14 protein-coding genes are annotated in these 16204 nt (G+C 38.7%); all 14 read left to right on the top strand.

Features of this window, described 5'->3' with window-relative positions; all coding sequences use genetic code 11:
* The first annotated feature begins 9 nt into the window (after positions 1–9).
* The 14 genes from ACIQXF_RS05455 to ACIQXF_RS05390 all read left to right on the top strand — a co-directional run bounded on the left by ACIQXF_RS05455 (position 10) and on the right by ACIQXF_RS05390 (position 16004).
* A complete protein-coding gene (locus ACIQXF_RS05455; RefSeq protein ID WP_402779970.1) occupies positions 10–1368 on the top strand; it encodes an acetyl-CoA carboxylase biotin carboxylase subunit in 1359 nt (452 codons plus the stop codon).
* A gap of 121 nt (positions 1369–1489) precedes the next feature.
* Positions 1490–1702 (top strand): acetyl-CoA carboxylase biotin carboxyl carrier protein subunit, encoded by a 213-nt coding sequence (locus tag ACIQXF_RS05450; RefSeq protein WP_402779968.1) that lies wholly within the window; start codon positions 1490–1492, stop codon positions 1700–1702.
* A gap of 12 nt (positions 1703–1714) precedes the next feature.
* On the top strand, positions 1715–2629 hold the full coding sequence (locus ACIQXF_RS05445) for a hydroxymethylglutaryl-CoA lyase (protein ID WP_402779966.1): 915 nt from the start codon (positions 1715–1717) through the stop codon (positions 2627–2629).
* Positions 2629–3411: an enoyl-CoA hydratase gene (locus tag ACIQXF_RS05440; protein ID WP_402780059.1), complete on the top strand. Its 783-nt coding sequence runs from the start codon at positions 2629–2631 to the stop codon at positions 3409–3411. Before ACIQXF_RS05445 ends, ACIQXF_RS05440 begins: the two co-directional genes overlap by 1 nt.
* Before the next feature lie 60 nt (positions 3412–3471).
* Positions 3472–5010, top strand: coding sequence for an acyl-CoA carboxylase subunit beta (locus ACIQXF_RS05435; protein WP_402779964.1), 1539 nt, complete (start codon positions 3472–3474; stop codon positions 5008–5010).
* A 233-nt stretch (positions 5011–5243) separates the two neighbouring features.
* Positions 5244–5846 (top strand): VanZ family protein, encoded by a 603-nt coding sequence (locus ACIQXF_RS05430; RefSeq protein ID WP_402779963.1) that lies wholly within the window; start codon positions 5244–5246, stop codon positions 5844–5846.
* 325 nt (positions 5847–6171) lie between these two features.
* Positions 6172–6945, top strand: a complete 774-nt coding sequence (locus tag ACIQXF_RS05425) for a putative metalloprotease CJM1_0395 family protein (RefSeq protein WP_402779961.1) — start codon at positions 6172–6174, stop codon at positions 6943–6945.
* 23 nt (positions 6946–6968) lie between these two features.
* A complete protein-coding gene (gene ybaK / locus ACIQXF_RS05420) occupies positions 6969–7463 on the top strand; it encodes a Cys-tRNA(Pro) deacylase (RefSeq protein ID WP_402779959.1) in 495 nt (164 codons plus the stop codon).
* 349 nt (positions 7464–7812) lie between these two features.
* Positions 7813–8448 (top strand): YczE/YyaS/YitT family protein, encoded by a 636-nt coding sequence (locus ACIQXF_RS05415; RefSeq protein ID WP_402779957.1) that lies wholly within the window; start codon positions 7813–7815, stop codon positions 8446–8448.
* 98 nt (positions 8449–8546) lie between these two features.
* On the top strand, positions 8547–9623 hold the full coding sequence (locus ACIQXF_RS05410) for a nucleotide kinase (protein ID WP_402779955.1): 1077 nt from the start codon (positions 8547–8549) through the stop codon (positions 9621–9623).
* 58 nt (positions 9624–9681) lie between these two features.
* Positions 9682–10881 carry a glycine C-acetyltransferase gene (locus ACIQXF_RS05405; RefSeq protein ID WP_402779953.1) on the top strand — a complete coding sequence of 400 codons (1200 nt, stop codon included), beginning with the start codon at positions 9682–9684 and terminating at the stop codon, positions 10879–10881.
* Positions 10882–11407: 526 nt separating this feature from the next.
* A complete protein-coding gene (locus tag ACIQXF_RS05400; RefSeq protein WP_402779951.1) occupies positions 11408–12202 on the top strand; it encodes a carbon-nitrogen family hydrolase in 795 nt (264 codons plus the stop codon).
* A gap of 688 nt (positions 12203–12890) precedes the next feature.
* Positions 12891–14561 carry a methyl-accepting chemotaxis protein gene (locus ACIQXF_RS05395; RefSeq protein WP_402779949.1) on the top strand — a complete coding sequence of 557 codons (1671 nt, stop codon included), beginning with the start codon at positions 12891–12893 and terminating at the stop codon, positions 14559–14561.
* A gap of 489 nt (positions 14562–15050) precedes the next feature.
* Positions 15051–16004 (top strand): L-threonine 3-dehydrogenase, encoded by a 954-nt coding sequence (locus ACIQXF_RS05390; RefSeq protein WP_402779947.1) that lies wholly within the window; start codon positions 15051–15053, stop codon positions 16002–16004.
* The last annotated feature ends 200 nt before the right edge of the window (positions 16005–16204 follow it).

Raw genomic sequence — 16204 nt, 5'->3', positions numbered from 1 at the left:
GGCAGTGTTATGTTTAAGAAAGTTTTAATTGCAAATCGTGGAGAAATAGCCAGACGTATTATAAGAACATGTAAACGGCTAAATGTTCACACAGTTGCGGTATATTCCGAGGCAGATGCTGAAAGCTTGCATGTAAAGGAGGCTGACGAGGCGTATTGTGTAGGGAAACCGCCTGTTGCGCAAAGCTATTTAAATATGGACCGTATTCTTGAAATTGCAAAGGAGAGCGGTGCGGACGCTGTTCATCCTGGCTATGGTTTATTATCGGAAAACGCTGAATTTGCTAAGCGTTGTACAGATGCAGGTTTAGTTTTTATTGGGCCGAGTGCTGAGGTTATTGCTTCAATGGGTAGTAAATTAGAAGCACGTAAAACAATGAAAGCAGCAGGTGTACCGATTGTAGAAGGCGTGGAGACACCAGTGAAAGATGTAACAGATGCTATAGAAATTGCTTCCCAGCTTGGCTACCCTATTATGTTGAAAGCCTCTGCTGGCGGTGGTGGCATAGGCATGCAACTAGTTGAAAATGAAGAGGAATTGGCAAAAGCCTTTGAGGGCAATCAAAAGCGTGCACAATCATTCTTTGGTGATGGCACGATGTATATGGAACGATTTATTGCTAATCCACACCACGTTGAGGTACAAATTATTGCCGACCATGAAGGTAATGTCGTACCGCTATTTGAACGTGAGTGCTCCATTCAACGAAGAAATCAAAAAGTAGTGGAGGAAGCACCATCTCCTTTCATTTCAGAAGAAACAAGAAAACGTATGCTAGATGCTTCCGTTAAGGCAGTTCAACATATTGGGTATGTTAATGCAGGTACGATTGAGTATTTAGTAGATGCTGATCAAAATTTTTATTTCTTAGAGATGAATACGCGCTTACAGGTAGAGCATCCAGTGACAGAGGAAATAACGAAACTGGATCTTGTGGAGGAGCAATTGAAGATTGCGGCAAAGCAACCATTGGCATTTACTCGCGATAACATTCAAAAAGAAGGGCATGCGATTGAAGTACGTATATACGCTGAAAATCCTTCGACCTTCTTCCCTTCTCCAGGCACAATCACGGCTCTTGAATTACCTACAGGTGAAGGAATTCGCCATGAATGTGGGGTAAAAGCAGGCACTACGGTAACGCCTTTTTACGATCCGATGATTAGTAAACTAGTAGTATGGGGAGAAACACGAGCAATTGCGTGTGAAAGGCTTATTCAAGCACTTAAAACGTATAAAGTGGAAGGAATTCAAACAAATATTCCTATGCTGTTAAAAACAGTTACACATGAACAATTTTTAAAGGGCTATACAACTACAAAATTTGTCGATGAATATTATCTACCCCAATTAGCAGAGACGAAGTAAAGTTTTTTTTAAAAAGCATTCGCACTTAACATTTAGTGCGAATGCGCTACAAAAATTGAAATTTTTTAATTGAGATAACTTGCGGACATCCGTACATTAAAACACTTTGGAGGGATTCAGAATGACAACAGTTAAAGCGAGCATGGCAGGAACAGTATGGAAAATCGTTGTAGCGGAAGGCGAGAAAGTGACGGCAGGACAAGATGTAGCAATTTTAGAATCGATGAAAATGGAGATTCCTATTGCAGCAGAAGAGGACGGAGTTGTAACAAAAATTATTGCAAACGAAGGAGATTTCATAAACGTTGATGATGATATTTTAGAAATCGAGTAAGGAGGCTTCTTTATGCAGCTACCAAAGCATGTAACGTTAAAAGAAGTAGGTCCTCGTGACGGTTTGCAAAATGAGAAGGCGCATATTGCAACCACCGATAAAGTACAGTTAGTGAATTTACTTAGTCAAACAGGATTGAACTATATAGAGGTAACGTCCTTCGTACATCCGAAATGGATTCCACAGCTGGCAGATGCAGTGGAGGTTCTTCAAGCCATTAAACGACAAAAAGATATTACGTATGCTGCACTAGTACCGAATACTCGTGGCTTAGAACGTGCATTGCAGGCCGACGTAGATGAAGTGAGTGTTTTCATGTCGGCCAGTGAAAGTCATAATCAAAACAATATTAATAAAACGATTAATGAAACATTTCCTATATTAGAGGAAGTTGTTATAGGGGCAAAGGCAGCACATAAAAACGTGCGTGGGTATATCTCAACAGTGATAGGTTGCCCGTATGAGGGCTACATACAACCGGAAAAGGTTTTGCGAGTAACAGAAAAATTATTAGAAATGGGTGTCCATGAAATTTCACTTGGTGACACAATTGGTGTTGGCGTACCGACACAGGTGGAAAGTCTCTTAGAAGAATTGCTAAAAAGATATCCTGTAGAACACTTTGCAATGCATTTCCATGATACACGTGGTACAGCACTAGCGAACATCCTGAAGTCACTAGAAATGGGTATTACTAAGTTTGATAGTGCAGTTGGAGGGCTTGGTGGTTGTCCATACGCTAAAGGTGCATCAGGCAATGTAGCGACAGAAGATTTATTGTACTTATTAGATGGAATGGGAATTAAAACAGGCGTAGAACTGGACAAAGTGCTAGATGCGGCGCTTTTTATTGAACAGAAACTTGGAAAGGCAGTTGCCTCTAAACAAATGGCGATTGTCCGTAATGAAAGGAGTGCAAATCAATGATGACGCAACTCGTTCGTTTTGAGTTATTAGATGGTAGCATTGGGCTTATTACACTTTCAAGGCCAGAAGCTGCTAATGCAATGTCTATACAATTACTCCAAGAACTCAGTGATACACTCGACAAAATCAATGGTGATCCAGCAGTGCGAGTTGTCCTACTAACTGGTGCAGGGGAAAAGGCTTTCTGCGCGGGAGCAGATTTAAAAGAGCGTAGAGGAATGCCTGATCGACAAGTAAAGCAAATAGTGCAATTGATCGGTGCCACGGTAGCAAAAGTAGAAGCACTCGCTCAGCCAGTGATTGCCGTATTAAATGGCGTTGCTTTTGGTGGTGGTCTTGAACTTGCGTTAGCCTGTGATTTACGTATTGCAGCTGCACATACAAAGATTGGCCTTACGGAAACGTCTCTCGGTATCATCCCAGGGGCAGGAGGAACACAGCGACTTCCAAGGCTTATTGGTATTGGAAAAGCGAAGGAATTAATTTATACAGCACGCCGATTAAATGCAGAAGAAGCAAAAGACTTTGGTATTGTAGAGTATGTTTATGAGGGGCATGAAGTACTTGAAAAGGCTCAGCAACTTGCACTTGAAATGGCGAAAAATGCTCCACTTGCATTAGTGCAGGCAAAAATCGCTATTAATCAAGGCGTTGAAGTAGATATAGCTACAGGTTTAAAAATTGAATCACTTGCATATAGTGCTTTGATTCCTACAGAAGATCGCTTAGAGGGTCTACTTGCCTTCCAGGAAAAGCGAGCACCGCAATATTTAGGAAAATAAGCTGTGTACGGCAAGTATTATTATAGGGTATAACCGATTGGGCAAAAGGAGGAATTCAATATGAGCAATGTATCGACAGAAAATACAGCGAATACAATGAAGGAACAAATTTTAGCTGGTGGTCTGCCAAAATATCATGATAAAAATGCACAGCAAGGCAAGCTATTTGTACGTGAACGTCTCGAATTATTATTAGATGATGGACTACAATCAGAGGATGGCTTGTTTGCGAATTGCTTAGCTGGTGATTTACCAGCAGACGGTGTCGTAACTGGAATCGGTAAAATCCATGGCCGTACTGTTTGCGTTTTAGCAAATGATTCGACGATTAAAGCAGGCTCTTGGGGTAAACGTACAGTAGAAAAAATGATTCGTATTCAAGAGACAGCGGAGAAGCTAAATTGTCCGTTATTGTATTTAGTCGATTCAGCAGGTGCGCGCATTACTGATCAGCTAGAAATGTTTCCAGGTCGAAGAGGAGCTGGACGCATTTTCTATAATCAGGTAAAGCTTTCCGGGAAAGTACCTCAAATATGTCTATTGTTTGGTCCATCCGCAGCAGGTGGCGCATACATCCCTGCATTCTGCGATATCGTAGTGATGGTAGAGGGTAATGCTTCCATGTATTTAGGATCTCCCCGTATGGCTGAAATGGTTATTGGTGAAAAAGTAGACTTGGAGACGATGGGTGGCGCAAAAATGCACTGTTCGGTTTCAGGCTGTGGTGATGTGCTCGCTAAAACGGAGCAAGAAGCCATTGCGTATGCTCGTAAATATCTAGGATATTTTCCGAATAACTTTGCTGAGCGCAGTAAGGTAGAGGCGCCAAAACCACCAGCTTCATTTGACAAGTCCATTGCAGAATTAATACCCGAAAATCAAAACGTGCCATTTGATATGTATAAGCTAATTGATCGTATCATTGATGAAGATTCGTTTTGTGAGGTGAAAAAATTATTTGCTCCAGAATTAATCACAGGGCTTGGACGCATTAATGGTCAATCTGTTGGGATTATCGCCAATCAACCGCGCGTAAAGGGAGGCGTATTGTTCCACGATTCTGCTGATAAAGCAGCAAAGTTCATTTCACTTTGTGATGCGTTTAATATCCCTCTTATTTTCCTTGCTGACGTACCAGGCTTTATGATTGGTACTCAAGTTGAAAAAGCCGGGATTATACGCCATGGTGCGAAAATGATTTTTGCAATGAGCGAGGCCACTGTTCCTAAGTTAACTGTCATTGTCCGTAAGGCATATGGCGCAGGGTTGTATGCTATGGCAGGTCCAGCTTTTGAGCCAGATTGCTGTATTGCGCTATCCAATGCACAAATTGCTGTAATGGGTCCTGAAGCGGCGGTCAATGCGGTCTACGCAAACAAAATTGCAGAACTCCCTAAAGAGGAGCAAGCAAGCTTTATTGCTGAGAAACGTAAAGAATATCAAGAGGAAATTGATGTATACCGTCTAGCATCAGAACTTATCATTGACGATGTAATTGAGCCAAATGATTTAAGGAAAGCACTTGAATCCCGCTTAGAGCTTTATATGTCAAAGTACTTATTATTCTCAGAACGCAAGCATGGGGTTAATCCAGTATAAAGTAAACGTCAATCTTTTAAGGGTAGATTTTACTTCACTTACATTTTGAAGTGGAAGTCTTGTACCTGACGCTTCGCTTTCGGTTCAACAAGTTTACTATTAAAAAGCTGTCTCATTGAGGCAGCTTTTTCGATTTGATAGAAAGAGAATGCAAATGGAGATGTTTGAATATAAATATTAACTAGTATTACTTATTGTTACCTCTTGCATAGGGTGGGGGTGCATATTAAAATATGGGAAGGAATAAGGAAGTAGGTAGTTCAGGCATGCAAAAAAATAACATATCAAATGTGCAAGGTGATGCAAAGCTACCATTACCTTATCGTTCGTTGATTGATACATATTATTTACCTATAAAGATAGTAGGTTGGATTTTTTTTAGTATTTATTCGTTTATGGCTTTTTATAAATTGGTGATCAACCGTCTAGTGGATGTAGTTATTATAGTATTCAAGGGTAAATATTCTCTTGTTGAATTAGGGCTGTTTGATTATAGTGACTGGCGATTAACCACAAATTTTGTTCCCTTTGAAACAATTCTCCGCTATATAAATTACTCTCGGTATTTTGATTTGGATATCATCATTATCAATTTACTTGGCAATTTATTAATATTTACACCGATGGGATTTTTACTGCCACTGTTGTCGAAAAAGTTCCGTAAAGCTTGGATAGTTATTTGTGTAGGCTTCATCTCTAGCCTAGCTGTAGAATCTATACAATTTATTTTTACTGTTGGATCAGCAGATATTGATGATTTGATTTTAAATACACTAGGAGCATGGCTTGGATACTTAGCTTATAAAAGTATACTAATCAAACCTAAAAAAATTTGATAGAAACAGTCCGTGTCAAAGGGCTGTTTTTTTGTGAATTAACACTGTTTAAAAAGTGTTAACAGTAATATTTTTTATTGAAATAAACATGTAAGTAATAAATGAATGAAAAAAATAAGTTTTATAGAAGGTCTTTATATCTATATCGTTGGAGATGAATTATTTTTTTAGGAGGTTAGTATTAAATTTACTCTTGAATTTAGTAAAGAATATTCCGATAATTAGTGTACAGAAACTGTTCAGATAGTATAGATATAATTAATGGAAGATACTATCATATCTATTATTTAATTAGCATATTAAATTAGAAAGCCGAGGTGAAAATATGAGACTATCAAGCTTAATAGAACAAGAAAGAATTACATCACACTATAATCGTAAGAGAATTCTACAGAGAAAAGAAGTAGGTGATACGTATCGGAAAAACGCGCTATATTTTCAGCCAAAGAAAAATCCGTTATTGCTTGAGTTAGAAAATTTACTATTAGGGCGCAAGGATCAAGAGCTTTATGAGCAACAAAAAGAGGAGTCAAAAGAAGTCACACCTCAACAACAAACAATTATCCAAGATTTTCGCCAAACAGAAAAGAATGTGCGTGAGCAAACGCATAGATCTGAGAAAAATGACGCCCTTGAATTAACAAATTCACAGCTATCAGCTATAGAGTATATAGATGAAGAAGTGCCTATAGTAGCCGATGAGAATGCCAAGGAGACGTTACAAATTCTAGCACAAGTACGGAATGCAGCGCTAGCACCAGCTCAACCATCATCACAAGATTTACGAGTGGCAGCAAGTGCAAAGGCTCAAATTCAACATATGAAGGCGCAGTTAAGTGACCAAAAAGTAGATGAGAGTGCACTAGATGACAATGAGCCTGCTTTTGTGCACGAAATAATTGAAGTCAAAGTACCAGAACGTTTTTCGAAGGAATTGAAATTGGATCCATTTGCAGATACAATTTTCGGTAAGAGTTATGAGGAGGCATTTAAGGCGCGTACATTTAAATATGCTTCTGACAAATATGCTACTCATATTCAAATGGCGAAAAACGGCTATCTACCAGGAAGTGGCTCTGTATTCTCTATGATAGCCTAATGCTGTAGATGGGAGATCTTAAAATGGCAAAGGCAAAATATGCAAAGACAAATGCTATAAGATTGTTGGAGCAACAAAAAATACAATTCCAAGTAATTGAATATGAGACTGGTGACGGTCAGGTTGACGGAATTTCGGTTGCTGAAAAAATTGGTCACCCAGTTTCTCATGTTTTTAAAACATTAGTAGCGAAGGCAAGTGCACAAAAACTGTTTGTGTTTGTTATTCCTGTGGCAGAAGAGCTAGATTTAAAAGCTGCTGCCAAGGTTGTTGGAGAGAAAAAAATCGAAATGCTTGCTGTCAAAGAGTTACTTGGTTATACAGGCTATGTACGAGGAGGATGCTCACCAGTAGGCATGAAGAAGCTTTATCCAACAATCATTGATGCATCGGCACAGGAACAAGGAAGTATTGTTGTTAGTGCAGGGAAAATCGGTATGCAGATCCATGTCCAACTAAATGATTTACTCGATGTAACAAAGGCCAAGCTTGCACCGATTACAACTACCCATGAATGATAGGAGGGTAGTTTTTTTATTTGGAACTTAACAGAAGATTTGTTGTGTTGATGCTAATGATTAGTAGGGAACCGCTCAAGTAAGCAGGAGAATCACTCAGGTAGACTGACAATTCGCTCGGCAAAGTAGGGAAATCGCTCAGGAAGACTAACAATTCGCTCAGAAAAGCATGTGAATTGCTCAGGTAGAGCAAAAATCCGCTCCGCAAAGCAGGTAATCTACTCTATTATAAGTAGCCAAGAGAAATCCAGTATCTTTTTTAGTGAAAAGTAACCAATATCCACCTCCTCGATTTTTGTAGAAAATATGGTACAGTTAAAGCAATATTATACATAGAGAGGGATATGGAATGCGAAAGATTATGGGGTGGCGTTGGACATTTTTTATAGGTGGCTTAATGGTTATGTCACTTGGAATTACAATGTCCATTAAAGGGAAAATAGTAGGAACGAGCCCTTGGGACGTGTTGCATGTGGGCTTATTTCAAAACTTTGGTTTATCAATTGGTACTTGGTCTATTTTAACAGGGCTTTTAATTGTGGTTTCAACCTCAATTGTTTTACGACAATGGCCAAAGATAGGGACATGGCTTAATATGCTACTTATCGGATCATTTATAGATGTCTTTAATTGGCTATTGCCGTCAACAAATATTTATGGCTTACAGATAACATATTTCGTGGTAGGTTTATTTGTTTTAAGCTTTGGCTGCGGCATGTATATTGCACCAAATATGGGGGCGGGACCACGAGATACGTTAATGATGATACTTGTTGAAAGATTTGGAGGAACGATTAAAACTGCACGAATGGGTATCGAGATACTAGTGACGATTCTTGGCTGGTTACTGGGTGGCCCTGTTGGTGTTGGTACAGTGGTCATTGCATTAACATCAGGTTATATTGTTCAATATTCCTTACCTTATTGCCGTAAAGTATTAATGAAGTGTATTGGCCATATCGAGGTCATGAAGCCATTCTATTAAATAGGAAGCTACTTTTATTGGAAAAGATAAAAGTAGCTTTTCATTTTTTTTAAGGCTCCATCATATAATGCAAGGCATAAGGTAAAGGGGGAGCGATAGTGAACGGAAATGTGACCTATTATTTTGGACACGCACTCACTGGGCAAGGAATCAAACATTTATATAAAGAAATGATGGATGAGGCAGAACTAGTATATATTTTGCAAGGTGCACCGACGTTTAAAGGATCTGAGCTTCTTAAAGAGCTTGGGTATTTTTATGTGAAACAAGGCTTTGCTGTGGAGTGGTTCCAGCATGCTTTGCTGGAGGATATTGTTGAGGCAGTGTATGTTCGTGGGTGCAATCGACTATTTGTATGGTCTTCGGAGTGGGGCATCGAGCCAATTTTTCTTGGATCAAAGCATCGTGTAGTATCATTTTATGATTGTTTAGAAGAAGTACAGCTTGAAAAGGTTGGCGAACAGCTCGCTGATACAATAAAGGAACGAGAATTATGGCGTGACAAGTGTATTTCAATGCTAAATAGAGCTATCAAGATTCACGATGATTGGGAGGAAGTCACTCAGAGCTGTATGAACTGGCAAGCATTAAATGAGCAAGTTGAAATTTTAAAGACAGATGTTTTCCAATCAATCGTTTTGAATAAAACAGGAATGCGTACGCATCGCTTACTTGGAACATTAACACCAAGGGGCGCCGAAAATACAGTAGAGAGCATAACCAAAAATTTAACGCGTAGATTGATGATTAAAGGAAAGCCGGGTACAGGTAAATCTTCTTTAATGAAGGGATTAGCAGACGAAGCTAATGCGAGAGGGCTTGATGCACAAATTGTTTGGTGTGGTTTGGATGCAGGCTCTGTTGACATGGTCATTATCCCGGAATTAAATTTCTGTATCTTTGATAGTACAGAGCCTCACGTTTTTGACCCACAGGATGGAAGACTGGGGGATGAAATTTTTGATATAGGGAAACATTGCGCATTAACACAAGAAGCAGAAGTTCAACTCGAAGAAATTCGAGCAAAATATAAAGAAGCAATGCAGGATGCAATTGGCTATTCGAAGCGTTATGCGGAAGCGGAGTATACGGCGCGTCGATTATTAGACCATTGTCTATCAGCATCTCTTTGGCGAGAGAGAACTGCTCCACTATTCGAAAGATTAACAAAGTAATTTTTCAAATCACATGCTTATGCTACACTAGGAGCTAGAACAGTTTTCCTAGGAAAGGATGATACGCTTGTCTAAAGTATTAAATACATTTTTAGATGAAAACCTACATGCCTTACGAGATCAAGGCTTATACAATGAAATTGATCCAGTAGAGGGAGCGAACGGACCTGTTATTCAGGTGCGTGGCAAAAGTCTTATTAACTTATCCTCAAACAATTATCTGGGCTTAGCGACAAATGAAGAATTAAAGCGTATTGCCAAAGAGACGATAGAGAAATACGGTGTGGGAGCTGGAGCAGTTCGTACAATTAACGGCACACTTGATCTGCACGTTAAATTGGAGGAAAAGCTTGCTGAATTTAAAGGAACAGAAGCTGCTATTTCCTATCAATCAGGTTTTAATTGTAATATGGCAGCCATTTCAGCAGTTATGGATAAAAATGATGCGATTCTTTCTGACCAATTAAACCATGCTTCCATTATTGATGGTTGCCGTTTATCACGTGCGAAAATTATTGCCTATAATCACTCAGATATGGATGATTTACGTGCGAAGGCAAAGGAAGCTACAGAATCGGGCTTATACAATAAAGTCATGGTCATTACAGATGGTGTATTCTCCATGGATGGTGATATTGCAAAATTACCAGAAATCGTAGAGATTGCGAAAGAGTTTGATTTAATAACGTATGTCGATGATGCACATGGATCAGGTGTCACTGGTAAAGGAAAGGGCACTGTGAAGCATTTCGGTTTAGAAAAAGAAATCGACTTCCAAATAGGTACACTTTCTAAAGCAATTGGTGTTGTTGGTGGCTATGTAGCCGGTAAGAAAAATTTAATTGACTGGCTGAAAGTTCGTTCACGTCCATTCTTATTCTCAACAGCATTACCACCAGGTGATGTTGCTGCCATTACAGCGGCGGTGCAAATGCTGATTGACTCCACAGAGCTTCACGATAAGCTTTGGGAAAATGGCGATTATTTAAAAGCGGGTCTTGCTAAGCTAGGCTTTAATATTGGGAAATCTGAAACGCCAATTACACCATGTATTATTGGTGATGAAAAGCTTACGCAGGAATTCTCACGTCGCTTATTTGAAGAGGGCGTCTATGCAAAATCAATCGTTTTCCCAACGGTTCCTAAAGGCACAGGTCGTGTTCGTAATATGCCTACAGCGGCGCATACAAAAGAAATGCTTGATGATGCGCTAGCGGTTTACGAGAAAGTTGGTCGTGAATTAGGCGTGATTCAATAATAAAAAGGGCTACCTCAGTTTTAAAATGAGGTAGCCCTTTTATTAGGTTCAGACGGATAGCGGACCTTAAGTGATAGATAGAATAGTCAAAGCGACGGATAGCTGGCATGAAATGATGGATAGGATAGCAAAAATGACATTTAAAACACAGATTGAGGATTTACTTTACAGTCAGTTAAACATATATTTAATTTTTTTTTTAAAACTGTAACTTTTATCGCACTTATTCGTACATATTAATAGAATCTTAAACTAAGGTAAATTAGTAAGATTCACTTTCGCAAAAAAGACCAGGACTCATTTAATAGATGAGATCCTGGTCTTTTTGTATTTATTCGGTATGATGGAATGATTCGATTTCGCCCTTTTTCTCTAATAACATGCTTTTATAGCAGACAACAACGATATCATTTTTAGTTGTAGTATAATGGAATATAGAAAAGCACAAATTCAGTAATAACACTTAGTGTTAAAAGTTACTTGCAATACTATTATTTTTTACTAATTGTCCTGGGGAGGAATCACAATGAAAATTGGTTGTATCCAATTAAATGTTGGCTTTGGCAAAGTAGAAGAAAATTTTATTCGCGCTGAGGACAAAATTCGTGTAGCTGCAAAACGAGGTGCAGAAATTATTGTACTACCAGAAATGTGGAATACAGGCTATGCACTTGAACGATTAACAGAGCTTGCGGATATTAATGGAGAACGTACGCAAGCATTTTTATCAGACTTAGCGAAAGAGCTTGGTGTACATATTGTTGGAGGCTCTGTTTCAACGAAGAAGGGTGATAAATTTTATAACACAATGTATACGTATAATAAGAATGGTGAGCTAGTAGGTGAGTATAGCAAGGCACATCTTTTCCGCTTGATGGACGAGCATCTATACTTAGAAGCGGGAGATGACATGAATCGCTTTGCACTAGGAGATATCGAGGCAGCCGGGGTAATTTGTTATGATATTCGTTTCCCAGAGTGGTTACGTGCTCACGCTTTAGAGGGGGCAAAGGTATTATTCGTTCCAGCACAATGGCCAACGCCACGTATTGATCATTGGAAAACGTTATTACAAGCTCGTGCCATTGAAAATCAATGCTTCGTGATAGCTGTCAATCGTATTTCGAAAAAGGTAGAAAACTTCAATGGGCAATCCATGATTATTCAGCCATGGGGGGAAGTACTTTGGGTTGGCGCAGAGGACGAAGAAGTGGCTGTCATAGATGTGGACTTTTCGATTGTCGATGAAGTTCGAGGCAGAATTCCAGTTTATGACGACCGTAGACCTGGGTTATATAGTGGCGTTGTGAACAAAAATTAATGTACCTGACTAGCACACTCAAGGAGCAAAGTAACTTGAGTGTGCTTTTAACTTCTTTCAGCAGGTGTCCAAACATCCATTGAAATAGAGGAACGGAGTCTAAGAATGCTACGTCCTGTGAACGACTGAGTGACCAACATCCCGTTGGCCAAAAGTCTCCGGCGGATGTCACGGAATCGGGAAGGAGTTAATAAAGGATGTTGGCCTAAAATCATCGCCTCCATGCGATAACGGCTAACTGACCTGCATCACGCAGGCCTATAGCACAAAGCCGAATCCGGACGCAATTATGTCGAGGCATAATAGATTAGAAGAGCTGTATCCTAAGTCCACAAAGACTTTCGGATACAGCTCTTTGAATGTCTATAGCATAAGAAAAGCGAGGCGGATTATTAGTATGAACAAAGCTCCTCCTGTTAAAAATAGTAATAATAAAATTCTCTTTTTTAAAGTAGAGTCCATACGCACCATACCTATTCCTGTGTTGTTTAAAACATGTAATCGCAATAAGAGTTATAGATAATCATAACTATACCCATTAGCAGTAAGGTTATATACAAATTTAACTTTTGATTTACAAAATGGTATATCTTCACAACCCTTTGAACAATTTTTACAAAAACATAACACTGGCTTTATATCTGAGTACTATGATTATTGGTAAGAGTTGGAGAAGGAGCTAAGGATAATGCATTTTTTTCGTTACATAATGGTGAAGGACAAGTTACTTGTACTGATGATTGTTTGTGTACTATCGAATGTATTGCTAGGTGTTTTTAGTGTTGATTATTTGCGGAAAATGTCATGGCATGCGAGTGAGAGTTATACACAAGGGCTTGTACCAATCGGTTGGTTAAATGAAATTGAGGAATCACAACGACAATTAGATTATTTAGCAGATTCGACTGGGAACTATCAAGAATTGACAGCCATTTTAAAAAATGTTGAGCAGCCTTTAGGTCATTTAGAAAGTCTTGAGATTGATAAAAAGATGGATCATCAGATGAAGAAATACAAATCCTTATTAGCACAGCAGGTAGAATTGGTTGACAGCTATAAGGAATTGAATCAAAACGAAAGACAACAGTTTTATACGCAGTCATATTTACCAGTAAGCCAGCAAGGTCATACAATATTAGAAGAAACGCAAAGCTACTTGGTAGAAAGGGCTAAGCAGCAACAACAGGCATACCAAAAAGACGTACAATTTGGTTATTGGCTATTAGGAGGAGTGTGTTTATTTGTTGTTCTGTTAGTCATACTTATAGGGTTTATTGCAACGAAGGCTGTAAATGTACCAACACGTCAACTGAAGTCATTATTAAAGCGCGCAGAACAGGGTGATTTCACAGCCAATGCCAGCTATGTAGCACATGATGAGCTTGGCGAGGTAGTTCTGTCTTACAATCAAATGGTAACAGAGGTCAAAACGCTACTTCATACGGTAACAAATAGTGCGCAGGAGGTTGAAGAAATGACTAGTAAATTACAGGATTCCTCAGAACAGTCGTCTACTACTACGTTGAAAATTGCAAAGGATGTGCAGTCCATTTCAGATTCTACTGCTGCTTCTACAACAAAATTAGCTTCCAATACAGCTTCCTTAGAAGAAGTTCTGAATGATGTACAAGTTATTTTAGAAAAAGTACAGGTTGTTGAAGATTTTGCTCATAAGACTGCACGTGATGCGGAAAGTGGTACGGAAATAGTACAGGCGAATTTAACACAAATTCAGGCTATTAAGCGTGCAGTTGAAAAATCGAATACAGCAATTTTTACTCTTGTAGAGAGAGCAGCTACTATCGATCAAATGGTTGAGGTAATTGAAAAAATTACAGCACAAACTAATCTTCTAGCCTTAAATGCATCCATTGAGGCTGCTCGGGCAGGGGAGCATGGTAAGGGATTTGCGGTAGTGGCCAATGAAGTACGGAAGCTTGCAGAACAGACAGTTCATTCAACACAAACGATTACGTCCATTGTTCAAAACATTCATTTAGACTCTAGCTATGCTGTGCAAATGATGGAGGGTGTGTTAGCTGCAACAGAAAAGGGTGTACAGGTAACTGGTGAAACATCAACAAGCTTTGATCAAATTTTAGAAAAAGTACATACAATGAAGCCATATATAATGGAGGTATCTGCAACCGTTCAAGAGATTGCCAACCATACGAAAAAGGTTAGTGAGGATGCGGTGATGTTAACTACCTTTTCAGATACGAATGCAGCATCAACTAAAAATGTAGCTACATTAACGGCAGATCAATTAACCGCACAGCAGCAATTCCATAATTATATTAAAGAGCTACGTAAGGTAACAAAAGTTTTGCAAATAGCCGTAAAGCGTTTCTCAATTTAACTTCTTTCAACGGGTACCAAATGTCTGTTGAAATAGAGGGACTCAGGCTAAGAGCTTCACTTCCTGTGAAAACGCCTGAGTGACCAACGTCATGGGCCCAAAGCCTCCGAACGCAATTATGCCAAGGCATAATTGATGAAGTATAGTTTGACGAAAAAGAACCTTTCTTTGGCAGAAGGTTCTTTTTTTATGGATTCAGATATGTGATAGAGAATGAACATATTATACTTATGTAAAAAATGGATAATTGTACATCTGGGATATACATATGTATTTTATATGTTTTATTAGCACAATATTTTTAAGGGCTCATATACTGATAATAAAGGATTGTACGTTCTTTTTACCAAAAATATAAATATAATAGTTGTATTTTTAATGTGAACACATTATAATAAATTTCATCGAAAGTGTTATTAAATCAATGTTTGTATGTATGCTATTGTACTTTCCTGAAGTACAATTGTTTATAGGTGGAGGTTTGGAGAAATGAAAAAGATAATGGTTACAGGAGCACTTGGTCAAATAGGTTCTGAACTTGTAGAAAAACTTCGTAGTATTTATGGAGAGGACAATGTATTGGCGACAGATATTCGAAAGCTTGAACATTCTAAGGGTCCTTTCGAATTACTGGACGTGACGGATGGACAAAGAATGCATGATTTAGCGAAGGATTTTGGTGCAGATACAATGATGCATTTAGCGGCATTATTATCAGCGACAGCTGAAAGAAATCCATTGCTGGCATGGAATTTAAATATGGGTGGTTTAATGAATGCGTTAGAAGTATCGCGTGATTTAAATCTGCAATTTTTTACGCCGAGCTCAATAGGCGCGTTTGGTCCGTCGACACCAAAGGACTATACTCCGCAGGATACATTACAGCGACCAACAACTATGTATGGGGTAAATAAAGTTGCTGGTGAACTATTATGTGATTATTATTTCAATCGTTTTGGTGTAGATACTCGTGGTGTACGTTTCCCAGGGTTAATTTCGTACGTAACTCCTCCAGGAGGTGGTACAACAGACTATGCTGTAGAGATTTTCTATGAGGCGGTTCAACAAGGTAAATATACTTCTTATATTCAAGAAGGTACGTATATGGATATGATGTACATGCCAGATGCATTGCAGGCTATTGTGGATTTAATGGAAGCAGATAGCAGCAAATTAGTACATCGTAATGCATTTAATATAACTGCCATGAGCTTTGAACCATCTGAAATTGCGGCTGAAATTAAAAAGCATTTGCCACATTTCCGTATGGATTATAATGTAGATCCAGTACGTCAAGCGATTGCAGATAGTTGGCCAAACTCTCTAAATATAGAAGCAGCGCAGAAGGAATGGGGCTTCAAGGCTCAGTACGACTTAGCAAAAATGACAGTGGATATGCTTGAAAAGTTAAAAATTAAACTACAAACAAAAGCCTGCTCATAAATAAGCAATTCAAAAATGAAAGGATGAAGAAAACAATTTAGTTTTCTTCATCTTTTTTTTGACAATCATCAAAAATTGGAATAAAGTTTGACCCACGTTGTGCAGATGCACTATTTTAGAAAAAGTTAGCAATAAAAAGAAAGTTATTGGAATATATAGCGTAATTTATAAATTTAAAATATAATCATATTCAGAATATT

The sequence above is a fragment of the Lysinibacillus sp. NPDC097231 genome, from assembly GCF_044761885.1.
Classification (GTDB): Bacteria; Bacillota; Bacilli; order Bacillales_A; family Planococcaceae; genus Lysinibacillus.
The sequence above is the reverse complement of the archived record's forward strand: the minus strand, read 5'-3'. Positions and strand labels throughout refer to the sequence as shown.